Here is a 17,116-nt window from a genome sequence, read left to right as displayed (position 1 = left end):
GCTCCGTCTGCTGATAATACTTCAGCCGTCATCGCCTCTTTTTAGCTCAGGTGTGCGGCGGCTATGGCGAGTTCGTCGCGGTCAAGCGATTCGAATTTTGCTGTACCTGTTCGAAGGGAATGCCGCAGCGCGGTTTCTGCGGGCAAGGAGAGCAATGTGATTATTTATCTTTTTTTGTCAGTGTGATGATTGCATCAACTAATTGCTTTGGTTCAAGTTTGGAGAGTGATTTCTCTAAAAGATCATGAATTGGTGAGGCTACTTCGTCCTTTTTGGAAATGGCCTCTAAAGGACTGGAGGCAAAATTTCTGATTGCTGATTCCTGAAGAAGCTTTAGCATATCAGCATCTTGGCTCATTTCATTGCGGTATCCGACGAAAGCCATCGCGGTAGCCTCTTTGAACGCATAATCCTCACGCATTCGAAGGTTATGGCCGTACTGTCGGGCTCCGAACCATGTCAGCCAAACCAGAGGAGCGCCAATAAGGAAACGGGTTGCAACAGCTGTCGGATCAGGGGACGATACTCCCAGAAGAGGAAGTATGTAGTATATCCCAAGTGCTAAAAGCCCACCAACTCCTAATACAAACATAGAAAGCCAGAGCCAGCTTGATATAAAAAGATCTTTTTTCCGCTGACTAAATGATCGCGCCAAACCAATTTTATTTGCATTTTCAAGCAATATTGAGACATCATCCCGTATGCTATTAAATTCTTGGAATAAATTATCCTTAATTATTATGGATTGATTCAAGTCATCAATTACTTTGTGAATTGAACTTAATGCCGATTGAGCGTCGGATGCAGAGCTTAACGTAGTTATTTTTGCCGTGCTTACCTCTCTTTCATGACCCTGTATGTCTAATAATGATTTTTGTATTATTTGATGAATTTCCCGATTTTTATCAGACAGTATCTCTGAATCGGATAATATTCGAGTTATATTTACTCTATTTTCTCGGATTTCTCTTAATATTTCATTTACTTCATTAATGAAATCCTCATATCTATTTTTTTCCGACTCTAAATCTGGATTTGTTTTAGAGAATAGATAATCTTTATGAGTTTTTATCATTTTGTCAGAAAACTGTTTTATAGAATGCAGGCTTTCAAATAAATCTGATATTTGATTGTGTGTATTATTTATACCATTATTCCTAAAAAGATGAAAAGACTTATTTATTTTCATAAAGCATACCGATAATTTCAACTCTTCCATTTTAAATTCGGCAGCATTAATAGAATTTATTGATACACTTTCAATATCATCCTTGGTTTTTTCGATAAAAATCGAAACATCTTGAATGGAAAAATCAACCCCCTGAAAAGAAATCATCTGATTCTTATTTGGATAATTTGATAATAAATTTTGAATATTTTTTAATTCGCTCAAGGTTTGCGAAAAATCTACCGTCATAAAATCTCTCCTTTAGCCGCAAAACTTACTCTGCCCTCGCCTCATGCGCCAGCGTCCAGCCCCGCTCGGTCTGCTGATAATACTTCAGCCAATGCCCCGCCGTCTTCGCTTCTTTGTAGCGCAGGCGCGCGGCGGCCACCGCCAGTTCGTCGCGGCCGTTGAAAATATCCAGGATGCGGGTAAAGCCGCCGGGGTTGGCGACGCTGACGCCTTCCGTCAGCACGGCCACATCGGCGCGGTTGGGGTTTTCGTCTTCGGCAGTCAGCCAGATCGGTTGGCGGGCGGCCATGCCTTCCTTCACCGTGCCGTGCGGCAGAAAACTGGCGCTTTCATAGGTCCAGAGGAGCGCGTTGAAGGCTTCTACTCGCTCCTCCGACCCGAACAACACCACGGCGCGCAGGTTTGCCGCCACAACCCGTTCTAAGAGCTTCGGTAAAGCCACCTCCAGCGGCGAGCGCGTGAGGTGATAGAAGCTCCAATCGGTCATGGCGGCGGCGGGCCTTAGGCTTCGTACTTGGACTTTACAAGCTGGTCGAGCAGGCGCACGCCCCAGCCGGTCGCGCCCTTCGGCACCACGCCCTTATCCTTGCCCGACCAGGCCACGCCCGCGATGTCGAGATGCGCCCAGGGCACGTCATTCACAAAGCGTTGCAGGAAGACGGCGGCCACCGCGCTACCTGCACTGCCGTCGCCGATGTTCTTCATATCGGCGATGGGGGATTTCAGCAGCGCGTCATAGGCCTCGCCCAGCGGCATGCGCCACAGGGTTTCGCCCGTGTCTTTACCGGCGGCGAGGATCGCATCCGACAGGGCATCATTGTTGGAGAACAGCCCGGCGTGCTCATGCCCCAGGGCAATGATGATGGCACCGGTCAGGGTGGCGAGGTTGATCATCGCCACCGGCTTGAAGCGGTCCTGCGTGTACCACAGCACATCGGCGAGCACGAGGCGACCTTCCGCGTCGGTGTTCAGCACTTCGATGGTCTGGCCGCTCATCGACGTCACGACGTCGCCCGGCCGCTGCGCCGTGGCCGAGGGCATGTTTTCGACAAGGCCGACAACGCCAACGGCATTAACCTTGGCCTTGCGGCCCGCCAGCGCCAGCAGCGTGCCGACGACCGCCGCCGAACCGCCCATGTCCCACTTCATATCTTCCATCGATTTCGCGGGCTTCAGCGACAGCCCGCCCGAGTCGAAGGTCACGCCCTTGCCGACGAAGGCAACCGGGGCGGCGCCGTCCTTGCCGCCGTTCCAGCGCAGGATGACGACGCGCGATTCGGAATTGGAGCCTTGGCCGACGCCGAGCAGCGAACCCATGCCCAGCTTCTTCATGTCCTTCACGGTGAGGACTTCGACCTCAAGCCCTTGCTTGGAAAGGTCTTTCAGCCGGTCGGCATAGGTTTCGGGGTTGAGGATATTCCCCGGCTCCGTCACCAGATCGCGGGCATAAAAGACGGCTTCGGCCAGCGCTGCGAGATCGCCATAGGCCTTTTTGGCGGCGGCATGATCGGCCAGCAACACCGCCACTTTTTCCAGCGTCGGCTTATCTTCGGCCTTCTGCTTCGTCAGATATTTATCGAAGCGGTAGGTGCGCAGGTGCAGCCCATGGGCAAGGCGCGCGGCGAAGGTGGCGGCGGTCAGATCGCCGGTCAGCGGATCGAGGGCGACCGACAGATGGGTTTCCGGCTGCGTGGCGACGGCGGCATAGACGGTCGCCCCCAGGCTTTCGGCCTTGGCTTCGGTGAGATCGGCGAGCTTGCCGAGACCGAGGAGGATCACCCGGCCCGCGTCCAGCCCCGCCGGGGCAAGGATTTCAAGCGTTTGCCCGAACTTGCCGGTAAAGCGGCTGGCGCTCGCGGCCCGGCTGAGCGCGCCGCCCGCTTGGCTATCAACCTGAGCGGCGGACGCTAAAAACGCACGGTCTTCCGCAACCGTGACGACCAGGGTGCCTTTTTTGGCAAGGTCGAGATCGCCGAAAGAGATTTTCATGGGATCAGTCTTTCCATCTGCAAAAGCGGGGGCAGTCCGAAGGGTTACCTGCCCATTCCGTCACCATATCCGCCCTTAACGCCGTTGCCAATGCGCAGCCTCTCTTGCTGCCGCCGGGCAAATGGGGCAAGGTCCGCGAAATTGTTTTGTCCTAACGTGCGTTGCGCTGCTTAAGGACGAGTTGGGAGAGATGGTCGGCATGGCCCGCTTGGTAACGTCTTCGGTTTTGGCAGCGCTGCTGGCGGTTGCGCCGGTAGGGTTCAACGGTGTAATCGCGCCGAAATCCGCCCAGGCGCAGGAAATGCTGCGCATCGCCGCTGTTGTGAACGACGACATCATCTCGGTTTATGACGTTTTGCAACGCACCGATTTCCAGATCATCATCGGTATGGGGCAGCAGGTGAGCGACGAGGCGCGCTCCCGCCTCTTCCGCCTCATGCTGCGCCAGATGATCGACGAGCGGTTGATGCTGCAAGAAATCAAGCGGCGCGGCATCAGCGTTCAGGATGAGGAAGTGAAGGGCTATCTGACGGCCCTCGAAGAAGCGAATAACCGGCCCAAAGGGTCGCTGCTGAAAGATGTGGAAACGGCGGGCCTATCGCCGGATACCCTGATGGAACAGATCCGCGCCCGCCTGGGGTGGGAAATTTTGAACCGTCAGCGCGTCCGGGTGACCCGCCCGATTTCCGACGACGAGATCGATCAAGTGGTCGCCGAAGCGAAGGCCTCGCAGGGCCAGCAGGAATATCTCGCCGCCGATATTTTTATCTCCTTCGACTCGGCGGGCGGTGAAGCCGGGGCAACGCGGTTGGTCGAAGAAATCACCCGCCAGCTTAACGGCGGCCAGCGGTTTTCCGCCGTTGCCCAGCAATATTCCAACTCCGCCTCGGCAACGACCGGCGGCGATCTTGGCTGGGTGCGTACCGGGCAGATCGATCCAGTCTTGCTGAGCGCGCTTGAGGCAATGCAGCCGGGGCAAGTTAGCCCGCCGGTGCGCACTGTCTCGGGGCTGCATATGCTGCTGCTCCGCGAAAAGCGCACGGCTACGACCAGCCTGACCCGCGATGAAGCGCGCGCCCGTTTGCTGAACGAACGGATCGAAGCCGAAAGCCGCCGCGCCCTGCGCGACGTTCGCCAAGCTGCGACGATCGATATTCGCCTGTGACCGACCCGATTATCGAGGCCATTGAGCGCCTGCCCGCCCTGCGCGTAACCGTTGCCGCCGCCGGGCTGACGGCAGATAAGCGCTTTGGTCAGCATTTTCTGTTCGATCTCAACCTGACCCGTCGCATCGCCCGGGCGGGCGGGCCGCTGGACGCGGGGACCGTGATCGAAATCGGCCCCGGTCCCGGTGGCCTGACCCGCGCCTTGTTGCTGGAAGACGGGCGGCATGTGGTCGCCATCGAAAAAGACCGGCGCATGGTCGCCGCCCTCGCCCCCTTAGTGGAGATGGCGGGCGGGCGGTTGACGGTGGTGGAGGCCGACGCGCTCGACCTCGACCCGACAACCCTCGGCCCCGCCCCCTACCGGATTATCGCCAATCTGCCCTACAATGTCGGCACGCCTTTGGTGATCGCTTGGCTGCGCGCGATTGACCGCTACGCGTCGCTGACGCTGATGTTCCAGAAGGAAGTCGCGGAACGGCTGACCGCTGCACCGGGCGACGATGCCTATGGCCGCCTGTCGGTGCTGAGCGGCTATTTCGCCCAAAGCGGCATTTTGTTCGATATTCCGCCCCAAGCCTTCACGCCGCCGCCGAAGGTTATGTCGAGCGTGCTGCAACTCGTCCCGCGCAAGGATCGGCCCGACTGCGGATCGGTCGAGCGGTTGGAGCAACTGACTGCCGCCGCCTTCGGCCAGCGCCGGAAGATGCTGCGCCAATCGCTGAAAAGCCTGGGAACCGACACGGCAGCGCTGCTGTCGGACGCCGGGATCGAGCCGACCGCGCGGGCGGAAGAACTCAGCGTGGCCGATTTTTGCCGCCTGTCGGTCGTTTTTACCGGGATGATCGGCCCGCGCTAACGGCGCGGCTGAAAAGTATGCTCGGCGGCAGGAAACTGCCGCGCGCGGACCTCGGCGGCGTAAGTCTCGACAGCCGAGGATACGGTCGCCCCGAGGTCGGCATAGCGTTTGACGAAGCGCGGCTTAAACGCGTTAAAGAGGCCGAGCATATCGTCGGACACCAGAATCTGCCCGTCGCAGGCGGCAGAAGCGCCGATACCGATGGTCGGGATCGGCAGAGTGGCGGTCAGGTCGCGGGCCAGCGGCTCCACGGTGCCCTCAATCACCAGGGCGAAAGCGCCGGCTTCGGCCACCGCCATCGCGTCGCGGCGGATTTTGGCTTCCTCCGCCTCCGAATGCCCGACCGAGCGGAAGCCGCCCGCCGTATGCACCATCTGCGGCATCAGCCCAACATGGCCGACGACCGGCACGCCGCGCGCGGTCAGGAAGGCAATGGTTTCCGCCATTTCCGCCCCGCCCTCCAGCTTAACCCCATCGCAGCCGGTTTCCTGAAGCACACGGACGGCGGCACGAAAGGCCTGCTGCGGCGATTCCTGATAGCTGCCGAACGGCAGATCGACGATCACGCAGGCTTGGTCAGCCCCTCGCCGCACGGCGGCACCGTGGGCGATCATCATATCGAGCGTAACGGCGACGGTGGTTTCCAGCCCATACAGCACCATCCCAAGCGAGTCGCCGACTAGCAGCACATCGCAATGGGGATCAAGCAGCCGGGCGACCGGCGTTGTATAGGCGGTTAGGCAGACGATGGGCGTGCCGCCCTTCATCGCGCGGATCTGCGTGGTGGTGCGGCGTTTGATCTGGGTCGGTTGGCTCATTCAGGCAGCCTGTGCCCCGAGGGTATCTGCGCGGCCAATCACCCGGTTATCGAGCAGCCGCGTCGTGCCGATCCGCACGAAAAGTGCCACAAGAGCCGGTCCCACGCGCAGGCTGGTCACGGGTTCCAGCGTTTCGGGGTGGCGCACGGCGACCACTTCCGGCACGGCCAGTGGTTCGGTTGCGATGAAGCGCCGAAGGTGGGCTTCCATCTCGGCAGGATCGGTGCAGCCTGCCGCGTGTAGGCGCTCGGCTTCGGCCAGGGTTTTCGGCACGATCACCGCCGCCGCCCGTTCGGCCGGGGATAGGTAGACGTTGCGGGACGAACAGGCCAAACCATCCGCCTCGCGCACGGTCGGCACAGCGATAACCGCCACCGGTTGGGCGAGATCCTCGACCATCCGTTTAATCAGTGTGACCTGCTGGTAATCTTTTTCGCCGAAATAGGCGCGCTGCGGCTGCACCAGATTGAATAGCTTGGTCACCACGGTCGCCACCCCGGCAAAATGGCCGGGCCGTACTTCCCCCTCAAGCTGGCTGCCCAGCGCGGGGACATCGACGATTGTTGCCATCGGACGCGGATACATTTCCGCCGCCTCGGGCGCGAAAAGCAGATCGACGCCCGCCGCCTCCAGTAAGGCGCTGTCCCGCGCCAAGTCGCGCGGATATTTGGCCAAATCCTCGTTGGCGCCAAATTGCAGGGGATTGACGAAGATCGAGACGATGGTGGCGTCATTCTCCGCCCGCGCCCGTCCCACTAGCGTCAAATGTCCGATATGGAGATAGCCCATTGTCGGCACGAAGCCGACGGATTTGCCCGCCCGGCGCAGGGCTGCCAGGGCATCGCGCAAGGCGGCGACCGTTGTGATGATCTGCATCGGTAATCCCCTAGAAGACCCGGCTTCAATCGCTCGGCGGGCGTTCGGCCTGAAGGGCGGCCACGAAATCCGGCAGGCTGGTCTGCCGCTCGCGCTTCAAACGCTCCGCCGTCAGGATAGCGCGGACGGAAACCAAGCTAGCTTCGATATCGTCATTGACCAGAATATAATCATATTCCCGCCAGTGGGACACATCGTCATGGGCTTTCGCCATGCGTTTGGCCACCACATCGGCGGAATCCTGGGCGCGGGTGCGCAGGCGGCGTTCAAGTTCAGCCATCGACGGCGGCAGGATAAAGATAGTGACGAGATCGGGGCGGGCCTTACGCATCATCTGCTGCGTGCCCTGCCAGTCGATATCGAACAGCACATCCATCCCGCTGGCCAGCGCCTTCATGACCGGGGTTTTCGGCGTGCCGTAGAAATTGCCGTACACCTCGGCATGTTCCAACAGATCATCATTAGCGACGTAGCGGTCGAACTCGTCCCGGTCGATGAAATGATAGTCCCGCCCCGAGATTTCGGATGGGCGGCGCTGCCGCGTCGTGACCGATACCGACATCTGAAGATGCGGCATATGTTCGAGCAGCAAGCGCGACAAGGTGGTTTTCCCCGCCCCGGAGGGGGAAGAAAGGATCAGCATCAAGCCCCGGCGGCGGCGTTCGATGGTCTGGGGAGCCTGCATCATGGTCGGATGATCACTCGACGTTTTGAACCTGTTCGCGGAATTGCTCGATCACGGTTTTCAGGGCAAGGCCCGTTTGTGTCACCAGAAGATCGGCGGCTTTCGACATCAGCGTATTGGCTTCGCGGTTGAATTCCTGGGCCAAAAAGTCCAGCCGCCGACCGATGGCGCCGCCTTCGGCCAGCAGGGCTTTCGCAGCGGCGCAATGGGCGTCCAGCCGGTCCAGTTCTTCCGAAGGATCACATTTTTGCGCCAGCAAGGCGATTTCTTGGGCCAGCCGCTCCGCCGGAACGGGGGGCGTATCGCCCAGCAGCGGCGTCAGGCGGGTATGCAGCCGTTCCGCCACCCCGTGGGTTTGGGCTTCCGCGGCACTGCGGGCCTGGGCGGTGATCGTGGCGATTGTGTCCACCTGACCGTGCAGGATGGTCGCAAGTTTTGCCCCCTCCGCCCGCCGCATCGCTTCGAACTGCTCGACGGCTTTACCAAAAAGATCGACGAGAGCCGCATCTTCGGCCGGGTCCGGTTCGGTCGGGGCCGCTTCAGCCTGCTGGCTTTCAATCACCCCCCGCACGCCGAGAAGATCGGTCAGCCGTAGCGGTGACTGATCGACGAGCGCACCCAAGGATTTTTGTAAGGCGACGATTTCGTCGATCAGCGGGCGGTTGATGGTCAGCGCCGTGTCGCGGGCGCTGCCGCGCAGATCGAGCGAGACGGTGATCGTGCCGCGCTGGCACCCCTTCAAGCGCTCGCGCAGCGCGGCTTCCAGCCGATCTAGCCCGTGCGGTAACCGAAAGCGAATATCAAGCCCGCGCCCATTCACTGCCCGGATTTCCCAGGTGGCGGTCTGCGCCGGTGTAGGGCAGCCAACGGCGGCGAGCCGGGCATAGCCGGTCATGCTGGCAACGGCGGAGGGCGCGGCGGCGGAAGGAAGGGGCATCGTCATCGTGCCCCCCTTATAGTCGCCGCCCTGCCCTGCCTCAATTAAGATCGTGCAGACCTTGGCGGAATGAAGATCGGCACGCTATACAGTTAATATGACTATTGCCCTTGCGCCGAGGACGGCCGCTGACGGACCCCAGGGGAGGCACGCGCGCGCCGCGGGACCGCCGACCCAGCCCCTTTATGCGGCCCTCGACCTCGGAACGAATAACTGCCGTCTGCTCATTGCGCGCCGCCGTGATGGGTATCGGTCTGCCGTGCCCGGCTCAACCGCCGCTGTGGCTGCCGAACGAACGGGCGCGCCGCCGCCGACCTTGGAAATCGTCGATGCGTTTTCCCGCATCGTCCGCCTTGGGGAAGGGCTGGCCGCCACCGGCCGCCTGTCGGACGCGGCGATGGACCGCACGGTTTCTGCGCTCTCCGTCTGTGCGCGCAAACTGCGGCGCTACCGGCCCCGCTTTGTGCGCATCGTCGCGACGGAAGCTTGCCGCCGGGCGGAGAACGGCCATCTGTTCCTGCAACGGATCAGTGCCGAACTCGGTCTGCGAATGGAAACCATCGCGCCGCAGGAAGAAGCCCTGCTGGCCCTCGCGGGCTGCGCTGCCCTCCTCGACCCGTCCGTGCCGCGCGCCCTGATGTTTGACATCGGCGGCGGCTCGACGGAACTGACCTGGCTGGCCGTGCGCCCCGGACAGGCGCCGCTGGTGCTGGGCTGGATTTCGATCCCGCTCGGCGTCGTCAATCTGGCCGAAGCCCACGGCGATACGACGCGCAACGATCACGGTTATGACCGCATGCGGCAGGTGTTTGCCGAAAAGCTGCTGGGGTTCGATGCCGCGCATGGTATCTCAGCAGCCATTCAGGCTGGCGGTGTGCAGATGCTTGGCGCGTCTGGCACGGTGACGACGCTGGCCGGCATTCACCTCGATCTGCCGCGCTACGACCGCGCGCGGGTCGATGGCATTCGGTTGCGCGCCGAAGATCTTGCCAGCGTCTCCGACCGAATCCGCCGTATGAGCGAGGAGGCGCGCCTGTCGCATCCCTGCATCGGGCGGGCACGGGCCGATTTGGTGATCGCAGGCTGTGCCATTATCGATGCAATGCGGACGCAATGGGCGATCCCATCGCTACGCATCGGCGACCGCGGCGTCCGCGAAGGCATTCTATTTGGTTTGATGGGCGTTCCGGCACCGCAATTGGCCCCGGCCACGCCTCAATCGGAGTAAGGTAACTATGACCCAGCGGGGAAAATCCGGCGGCGGTTCCGGCAATAGCGGCGACGGGGGCGGCGGGCGGCGGCAACAGACCGTGCGGGTGAAAACGGCGCATAAACGGTCACTGTCCTCCACCCTCTGGCTGCAACGGCAGTTGAACGATCCCTATGTCGCCGAAGCCAAGCGGCTTGGGTATCGGTCGCGCGCCGCGTTCAAGCTGGTGCAGTTGGACGAGAAGTTTAAGCTGCTTGGCCCGGGTAAGCGCGTCGTCGATCTCGGTGCCGCCCCTGGCGGTTGGACCCAGGTGGCGATTGCCCGCGTTGGGTCCGACAAGGGGCGCGGGCGCGTCGTCGGTCTCGATATCCTGCCGATGGAGCCGATCCCTGGCGCTGATCTCATTCAAGCGGATTTTCTGGCGCCCGATGCCCCCGATCAGTTGCGCGCTTTGCTGGGTGGTGGGGCCGATGTCGTAATGAGCGATATGGCCGCCCCGACGACAGGCCACGCTAAGACGGACCATCTGCGCGTCATTGCCCTCGCCGAAACCGCACTGATGTTCGCCCTGGAAGTGTTAGAACCGGGCGGAGCTTTCGTAGCGAAGGTATTCCAAGGCGGGTCGGAGAAAGATTTGCTCGATCCGCTGAAAAAGCATTTCGCGATCGTCCGTCACGCTAAACCCTCAGCCTCTCGGGCGGACTCGAGCGAGATGTATGTGGTCGCGACCGGCTTCCGGCGCGCTGATTAAGTAGACAAAAGGCCCTGAGGGTTTCCGTCGGGGCCTTTGCCAATGCGATCTTGCGACGTCTTTAGTTTTCGCCAACCGCCGCAAGGCGCTGCGTGAATTTATCCAGCGCCCGGCCCAGGCTTTGGGTGCTGCTTTCAAGCGCTGTCGAGAGCTCCGACGTTCCGTTCGCGGCTTCCGCCGCATGGCCCGAGGCTTCGGTGACGCTGCTGATCGCATCGGCGATGACGGCTGCGCCTTCTGCGGCGTGCGACACATTGCGGGCGATATCCCGCGTCGCCGCCGTCTGCTGTTCCACCGCCACCGCGACGGAGGACATGCGCGTATCGGTCTCCAACACATGATCGCGCACCGATACCATGATGCGGCTGACGTCGTGGGTCAGGGCCCGCATGGTTTCGACCGACTGTTGAATATCTTCCGTTGCGCCCGCCGTCTGGGTGGCGAGGTTTTTCACTTCGGTCGCCACCACGGCAAAGCCCTTCCCGGCCTCGCCCGCCCGCGCGGCTTCGATGGTAGCATTCAGCGCCAGAAGATTGGTTTGCGCGGCAATCGCTTGGATCAGCGTCACGATTTCGCCGATCTGGGCCATTGCGCTTTCTAGCGCGTGCAGGGTCTTATCCGCCGATTGCACCTCTTCAGCGGCTTTGCGCGAGATGCCGGTGCTGCTTTCGACCTGACGACCAATTTCGGCGATGGAGCTCGTCAACTCGTCCGTCGCGGCGGCCATCATCTGCACCGTCTGCAAGGTCTGATCGGAGGAAGTGGCCATCGCCACACAGCTTTGATTGGTGGCGGCCACCACGCCTGAGAGTTCTTCGGACGAATGGCGCATCCGGCCCACCGCCGCGCTAACGGCGGCGATCACCTGCGACAGGTCGGCGCGGAACTCGTTCACCGCCTCCACCCGGCGTTCGGCAAGGGCGAGATCGGCCTCCATACGCTGCCGTTGTTCGGCTTCCAGCCGCCCGCGTTCGACCAGCGCTTGACGGAAGAATTCCACCGCCTTTGCGATGATGCCAACCTCGTCCGTCCGCTTCTGGTAGCGGATTTCAATGTCGGTACTGCCGGTTATCAGGCTCTCCATCTGCCCCGTCAGGCGCAGGAGCGGACCGCTGACCGACCGGCCGATGATGAGCGATAGGGTAACGGCCAGCAGGACGATGATGGCAACGATCACAAGGCTAATCGTCATCGCCTGATAGAAGCCGTCGATCCGAATAATCAGAAGGTTTTCAAGGGCTTTAGAGGCAGCATCATAAGCTTTCGTCAGCCCTTGTTCCATGCCCGCCAACATCGTATCGACCCCGGTGACCGACTGGCCGCCCGCGCGGGCCTCGGCGGCCTTGATCAGCGCCGCGCCTGCAGTTAGCAGCGCCTGCATATCCGTATCGATCCAGCGTTTGAGGTCACCGCTGCCATTGCCGCGATACCCGAGGCTGACAGAGGCGGCGATACCATCGAGCGTCGCTTGCATTGCACCCTTTGCGACCAGAATATCGGCCTGTTCCGCCGCCGTCAGGCCAGAGGTTGCCCCGGCGCGCAGGGCCGCCTCGAGTTCGGCCACGCAGGAGACGAGATCGGGCAGGCGCAGCAGCACGATATCCATCGTGTAATAGCTGTCGAGATCGGGGTCGAGGATGAGGTTGGAATGGTCGCCGACCCGCACCGTAAGATCGCGCAAGGCATTCATCGCCTTCAGCGCCGAGGCGCGGTCTTTGCTGTTGCTTGCCGCTTGCAAAGCCTGAACGGCGGCCTTTGCAACATCGCCGCTTTGCAGATCAACCCCAGCACGGGCGCTGCCTAGCTTGGCTTCGATTGCCGTCAGCGCCTGAGCGTGCTCGGCCCCAACCGGCACCGCCCCCCGGCTTTGCTGTAAAGTCGCGACCAACGCTTTTTGGACCGGGCGCAAATATTCCGTGCCGACCATTTCTGCCTGACCGAAACGGATTTGGATCATATTGGCGGAAACGAGCAGATAAGCGAGATAGACAATCGGTACGAGTAAAACCGTAACAATCAAACCAATCTTGCGGCTCAGGGCAATTTTATCGAAGATCTTCATAGGACTCGTTCCCAATACGTCATTGGGTCGCAGTAACCGTTATGGTCTGCGACGACAGCCCCCCACTTTTGGAGCGGGATCATACGGGGACGGCCCATACTTGTCTATGCAACAATCAAATGTTTCATAAATTACACAGAGTATGTCCGGGGAAACGGCTGCCCGACAATCCGGTGCCGTGGGTGCATGGGACTGCCTCTGTAGCCGCATAACACAAGGGCTTGGCAGCGAAGGCGCAATATGTATTATGCAGCACCGGCGCACCCCCCTATCCCTTGGGGTTCGTAGCAGCGCAAAGACAGGGGCGGTTTGGCCGGACCGTATCAGGTGAGATGGAGCCGCCCTGCCATGATCGTGCGCGATGCCTTTACTTTCGATGATGTTCTCTTGGAACCCGCTGCCTCGGCGGTGATGCCGGCGCAGGTCGATACCTCGACGCGGGTAACCAAGGAAATCCGGCTGGGCATCCCCTTGCTCTCCGCTGCTATGGATACGGTGACGGAAAGCGCACTCGCCATCGCAATGGCCCAGATGGGCGGCATGGGCATCATTCACCGAAATATGTCGCTGGACCGTCAGGCTGCCGAAGTGCGCCAGGTGAAGAAGTTCGAAAGCGGCATGGTCGTCGATCCCGTGACCATCACCCCCGATCAAACCCTGGCCGACGCCCTGGCCCTGATGGCCGATTTCAAGATCAGCGGTATTCCCGTCGTCGATGCGCCGCGCGGCAAGCTGGTCGGCGTTCTGACCAACCGCGACGTGCGCTTCGCGACCAATGCCAATCAGCCGGTCTCCGAGTTGATGACCAAGGAAAAGCTGATCACGGTGCGCGAAGGCGTGACCAAGGATGAAGCGAAGCGCTTGTTGCACCAACACCGCATCGAAAAGCTGCTGGTGGTCGATGAAGACTACCGCTGCATCGGCCTCATCACGGTCAAAGACATTGAAAAGGCGCAGAAGTTCCCGAACGCGGTGAAAGATCTGAAGGGCCGCCTGCGCACCGGCGCCGCGACCGGCACGGGCGATGATGGCGTTGAACGCGCCGCGGCCCTCTTCGATGCCGAGGTTGATCTTCTGGTCGTCGATACCGCCCACGGCCATTCGGAACGGGTGCTCGATACGGTGCGCCGGGTACGCCATCTGTCGAATTCCACGCAGATCATGGCCGGGAACGTTGCCACCGCCGATGCCGCTCGCGCGCTGATGGATGCGGGCGCCGATGCCGTTAAAGTCGGTATCGGGCCGGGGTCGATCTGCACCACCCGCATCGTCGCGGGCGTGGGTGTGCCCCAGCTAACGGCGGTTCTCGATTGCGTCGAAGCCTGCCGCAAGCACGGCATTCCGGTCATCGCCGATGGCGGGATTAAGTTTTCCGGCGATTTGGCTAAGGCGATTGCCGCCGGGGCCGATTGCGCCATGATCGGCTCGCTCTTCGCCGGGACGGATGAAAGCCCGGGGGAAGTCTTCCTTTACGAAGGCCGCTCGTATAAATCCTATCGCGGCATGGGATCGGTCGGCGCGATGGCGCGCGGGTCGGCGGATCGTTACTTCCAAGCGGAAGTGAACGATACGCTGAAACTGGTACCGGAAGGTATCGAAGGCCGCGTGCCGCATAAGGGGCCGCTGCACCCGGTCGTCCATCAACTCGTCGGCGGTCTGCGGGCGGCGATGGGCTATACCGGCAATGCCACCATCGCCGATATGCAGCGCAACTGCCGCTTTGTGCGCATTACCAACGCTGGCCTGCGTGAATCCCACGTTCATGGCGTCGGCATTATGCGCGAAGCGCCGAACTACCGTCAGGGCAATTAATACCGATGACTCCCGCCGCGCGGCTCCAGGCCGCTCTCGATCTTTTGGAAGACATCAGCCAGGGGGGCGTCGCCGATGCGGCGGCCTCCCGCTACTTCCGCGACCGGCGCTATATTGGCGCTAAGGACCGCACGGCGATTTCGGAGCGTTTTTACGGTCTGATGCGGCGGCGGGCGCGGCTGGAGTGGTGGGTCAATCGCCTGCTGGCCCGTCCGGCAGAAGCCGGGCCGGTCGTACCGCGCCATCTGTTCATTATGGATATGCTGCTGACGGATGCGTGGATCCCCGAGCAGTTTGAAAAGAATTTCGACGGCGAGGGCCACCGCCCACACGCCCTGTCGCGGGCGGAGCGCAGTCTGGTCGATCAGATCGTCGCCCTGCGCACCGAGACCGGCGCCCCGGTGCCGCTGGATCACCCAGACATGCCGCTGTGGGTGCGCGTGGAAATCCCGCAATGGTCGGAAGCGCCGCTCTCGTCGCTGTTCAACGGCGACGAAGCCGAACTGGCGGCACTCAATACCAATGCCGCGCTCGATCTGCGTATCAATGCGCTGCATGGCACGCGGGAAGCTATTCTCGCCCGCCTGACCGCCGAAGGGCTGCGGGTAACGCCGGGTGAATGGTCGCCACTGGCGGTGCGCGTCGAAGGCCGCCCGGCCTTGGGTGCCCTGCCCGCGTTCCGAGACGGCGTGGTGGAAATCCAGGACGAAGGCTCGCAACTCGTCGCCCTGCTCGCCGACGCCAAGCCCGGCCAATGGGTGATCGACTATTGCGCCGGTGCGGGCGGTAAAACCCTGGCGCTGGCCGCCGATATGGCGAATAAGGGCCGGTTGATCGCGTCCGATATCTCGGTTCAGCGCCTTGAGCGGGCCGTGACGCGCCTGCGCCGGGCGGGGGTGCATAATGTTGAACGCCGCGCCCTTGGCGGCGAGAATGCCAGTTGGTTCAAGCGCCAAGCCGGTAAGTTCGACCGAGTATTGGTCGATGCCCCCTGTTCCGGCACCGGCACCTGGCGCCGCAACCCGGATATGAAATGGCGCATCGGCCCGGACGATGTGGCCGAACTGACGCAGAAACAGCGCGAGATTCTGGGCAATGCCGCAAAGCTGGTAAAGCCGGGCGGGCGGCTGATCTATGCTACCTGTTCGCTACTGCCGGACGAAAACGAAGCCTCCGTCGACGCCTTTTTGGCCGATCATCCCGATTTCGAGGTTGTTCCGGTGACGGCGATTTGGGCGGAGAAGGTGGCGACGCCCTGCCCCGCCCCAGGCCCCTATTTGCGCTTGACGCCCCATCGTCACGGCACGGATGGTTTCTTCACTGCCGTTCTGGCCCGCCGGGCGGCGGCAACCCCGCCTACGCCGAGGGAGGAATAACTGTACAGCCGCGCCCTATCCCCGCTTCCCGTTGATCAGGGCTGGAGCCTGCGCCGGGCGCAGCGCGAGGATTATGGCGCCATCGCCCGCGTCCAGACGGATGGGTGGCGCGACTCCTTCCGGGGCTTGATGCCCGATAGCGTGCTGGATGGCCCGCTGCTGGAGGATCATCGCGTGCTATGGCGGCGGATGCTGGGGGCGCGCGGCGGCGGCTTTGGCGATATGGGGTTTCCCTGGTTGGCGGTCGGCCCGACCGGCAAAGTCATCGGCTTTTCCGCCTTCGGCCCCGTGCGCGGGTCGAGCTGGGAGCATGACGCGGAAATCTACGCGCTCTATGTCGATACCGATTGGCGCGGCCACGGCATTGGCCGGGCGCTGGTGCGCCAAACCGCCCAGGGTCTGATGGCCCAACATCGCCGGTCGCTATTGTTGTGGGCACTCGAAGGCAATAGCAAGGCTCGTGCCTTCTATGATCGTATCGGCGGTAAAGTCATCGACCGCGAAGCCCATTGCTTCGGCGGCGTCTGGTTGCCAGAAGTCGCCTATGAGTGGCGCGATATGGCCCTTTTGCTGGAGTAGCCCCGTGGCGTTGCGCTTCCGCCGTGCGGTGCCTGACGATGCACCGATGATCGCCGATCTCCATACCCGCTCGTGGCGGGCGGCCTATCGCGGTCAATTGCCCGATGCCTATCTCGACGGGCCGCTCGACCTCGAAAAACAGGCGCAATGGGCTGAAAAACTGGCGCGCGCCCGTCCTGCCGATCTCATTCTGCTGGCCGAACAGGGTGATAGCCTCGCGGGATTCATCTCGGTTTGGGGGGATGACGCGAGCAAAGCTGTGGACCCCTACGGCGATTATCTCGGCGCCTATGTCGATAATCTGCACGTCGATCCCACCGGGCGCGGGCGTGGCCTGGGGCGGGAGTTGCTGCGGCGAACGGCGGACCATACGCTCGGCACCCCCGGTCTTGCCCCGCACGTCTGGCTATGGGTCTTGGCGACCAATGCCCCGGCACTGAAATTTTACATGAGCCTCGGCGGTCAAGTGACTGACGAGATTACTGAACCCCTGGGCGGGATCACCGTGCGCACGCAGCGCATTCTGTGGTCCGACGCGGCTGCTCTCAGCGCCGCCTGCCGCCCGTCCCGCGATTGAAGCCT

Annotated in this window: 16 protein-coding genes; 8 read left to right on the top strand and 8 right to left on the bottom strand. The window is 61.4% G+C overall.

What is annotated here, in order from left to right:
• Window positions 1–160: 160 nt before the first annotated feature.
• Genes CHR90_RS19215 through CHR90_RS09805 form a run of 3 tightly spaced genes read right to left on the bottom strand, consistent with a single transcriptional unit; the run spans window position 161 to window position 3,406 of the window.
• Window positions 161–1,417: a hypothetical protein gene (locus tag CHR90_RS19215; protein ID WP_141210918.1), complete on the bottom strand. Its 1,257-nt coding sequence runs from the start codon at window positions 1,415–1,417 to the stop codon at window positions 161–163.
• Between the two features lie 25 nt (window positions 1,418–1,442).
• Window positions 1,443–1,904, bottom strand: a complete 462-nt coding sequence (locus CHR90_RS09810; protein ID WP_094408825.1) for a DNA polymerase III subunit chi — start codon at window positions 1,902–1,904, stop codon at window positions 1,443–1,445.
• Window positions 1,905–1,918: 14 nt separating this feature from the next.
• Window positions 1,919–3,406 (bottom strand): leucyl aminopeptidase, encoded by a 1,488-nt coding sequence (locus CHR90_RS09805; RefSeq protein ID WP_094408824.1) that lies wholly within the window; start codon window positions 3,404–3,406, stop codon window positions 1,919–1,921.
• Window positions 3,407–3,605: 199 nt separating this feature from the next.
• Here CHR90_RS09805 and CHR90_RS09800 point away from each other — a divergent pair, with 199 nt between their 5' ends.
• Complete coding sequence (locus tag CHR90_RS09800) at window positions 3,606–4,571, top strand: peptidylprolyl isomerase (RefSeq protein ID WP_170941366.1); 966 nt, start codon at window positions 3,606–3,608, stop codon at window positions 4,569–4,571.
• The gene (gene rsmA / locus CHR90_RS09795) at window positions 4,568–5,428 is read left to right on the top strand and encodes a 16S rRNA (adenine(1518)-N(6)/adenine(1519)-N(6))-dimethyltransferase RsmA (protein WP_229671457.1); all 861 of its coding nucleotides are present in this window, start codon (window positions 4,568–4,570) and stop codon (window positions 5,426–5,428) included. The genes CHR90_RS09800 and rsmA overlap by 4 nt, the downstream gene beginning before the upstream one ends.
• On the opposite strand, the gene panB is transcribed toward rsmA, so the two are convergent.
• The 4 genes from panB to CHR90_RS09775 are packed head-to-tail and all read right to left on the bottom strand — an operon-like array spanning window position 5,425 to window position 8,750.
• Entirely contained in the window at window positions 5,425–6,246 is an 822-nt protein-coding gene (panB, locus tag CHR90_RS09790) for a 3-methyl-2-oxobutanoate hydroxymethyltransferase (protein WP_094408822.1), read from the bottom strand. The genes rsmA and panB overlap by 4 nt on opposite strands.
• Window positions 6,247–7,122, bottom strand: coding sequence for a pantoate--beta-alanine ligase (gene panC / locus CHR90_RS09785; protein ID WP_094408821.1), 876 nt, complete (start codon window positions 7,120–7,122; stop codon window positions 6,247–6,249). It lies immediately after the preceding gene.
• Between the two features lie 25 nt (window positions 7,123–7,147).
• Window positions 7,148–7,810, bottom strand: coding sequence for a guanylate kinase (gmk, locus tag CHR90_RS09780; protein ID WP_094408820.1), 663 nt, complete (start codon window positions 7,808–7,810; stop codon window positions 7,148–7,150).
• A gap of 10 nt (window positions 7,811–7,820) precedes the next feature.
• Window positions 7,821–8,750 (bottom strand): YicC/YloC family endoribonuclease, encoded by a 930-nt coding sequence (locus CHR90_RS09775; RefSeq protein WP_212668665.1) that lies wholly within the window; start codon window positions 8,748–8,750, stop codon window positions 7,821–7,823.
• A 253-nt stretch (window positions 8,751–9,003) separates the two neighbouring features.
• Here CHR90_RS09775 and CHR90_RS09770 point away from each other — a divergent pair, with 253 nt between their 5' ends.
• Together CHR90_RS09770 and CHR90_RS09765 are read left to right on the top strand one after the other, a co-directional pair.
• On the top strand, window positions 9,004–9,972 hold the full coding sequence (locus CHR90_RS09770; RefSeq protein ID WP_229671458.1) for a Ppx/GppA phosphatase family protein: 969 nt from the start codon (window positions 9,004–9,006) through the stop codon (window positions 9,970–9,972).
• Window positions 9,973–9,979: 7 nt separating this feature from the next.
• Complete coding sequence (locus tag CHR90_RS09765; RefSeq protein WP_094408818.1) at window positions 9,980–10,705, top strand: RlmE family RNA methyltransferase; 726 nt, start codon at window positions 9,980–9,982, stop codon at window positions 10,703–10,705.
• A gap of 61 nt (window positions 10,706–10,766) precedes the next feature.
• Here the strand turns inward: CHR90_RS09765 and CHR90_RS09760 are convergent, their stop codons facing one another.
• Window positions 10,767–12,767 (bottom strand): methyl-accepting chemotaxis protein, encoded by a 2,001-nt coding sequence (locus CHR90_RS09760; protein ID WP_094408817.1) that lies wholly within the window; start codon window positions 12,765–12,767, stop codon window positions 10,767–10,769.
• 348 nt (window positions 12,768–13,115) lie between these two features.
• Here CHR90_RS09760 and guaB point away from each other — a divergent pair, with 348 nt between their 5' ends.
• From guaB to CHR90_RS09740, 4 genes are all read left to right on the top strand, one after another.
• Window positions 13,116–14,579: an IMP dehydrogenase gene (gene guaB / locus CHR90_RS09755; RefSeq protein ID WP_094408816.1), complete on the top strand. Its 1,464-nt coding sequence runs from the start codon at window positions 13,116–13,118 to the stop codon at window positions 14,577–14,579.
• Between the two features lie 5 nt (window positions 14,580–14,584).
• Window positions 14,585–15,955, top strand: coding sequence for an RsmB/NOP family class I SAM-dependent RNA methyltransferase (locus tag CHR90_RS09750; RefSeq protein ID WP_094408815.1), 1,371 nt, complete (start codon window positions 14,585–14,587; stop codon window positions 15,953–15,955).
• Between the two features lie 129 nt (window positions 15,956–16,084).
• The gene (locus tag CHR90_RS09745) at window positions 16,085–16,534 is read left to right on the top strand and encodes a GNAT family N-acetyltransferase (RefSeq protein ID WP_094408814.1); all 450 of its coding nucleotides are present in this window, start codon (window positions 16,085–16,087) and stop codon (window positions 16,532–16,534) included.
• A gap of 4 nt (window positions 16,535–16,538) precedes the next feature.
• The gene (locus CHR90_RS09740) at window positions 16,539–17,111 is read left to right on the top strand and encodes a GNAT family N-acetyltransferase (protein ID WP_170941365.1); all 573 of its coding nucleotides are present in this window, start codon (window positions 16,539–16,541) and stop codon (window positions 17,109–17,111) included.
• Window positions 17,112–17,116: the final 5 nt, after the last annotated feature.

Origin of the sequence: Elstera cyanobacteriorum, assembly GCF_002251735.1 — a bacterium.
Lineage (GTDB): Bacteria > Pseudomonadota > Alphaproteobacteria > Elsterales > Elsteraceae > Elstera > Elstera cyanobacteriorum.
This window is presented reverse-complemented; position numbering and strand designations above follow the sequence as displayed.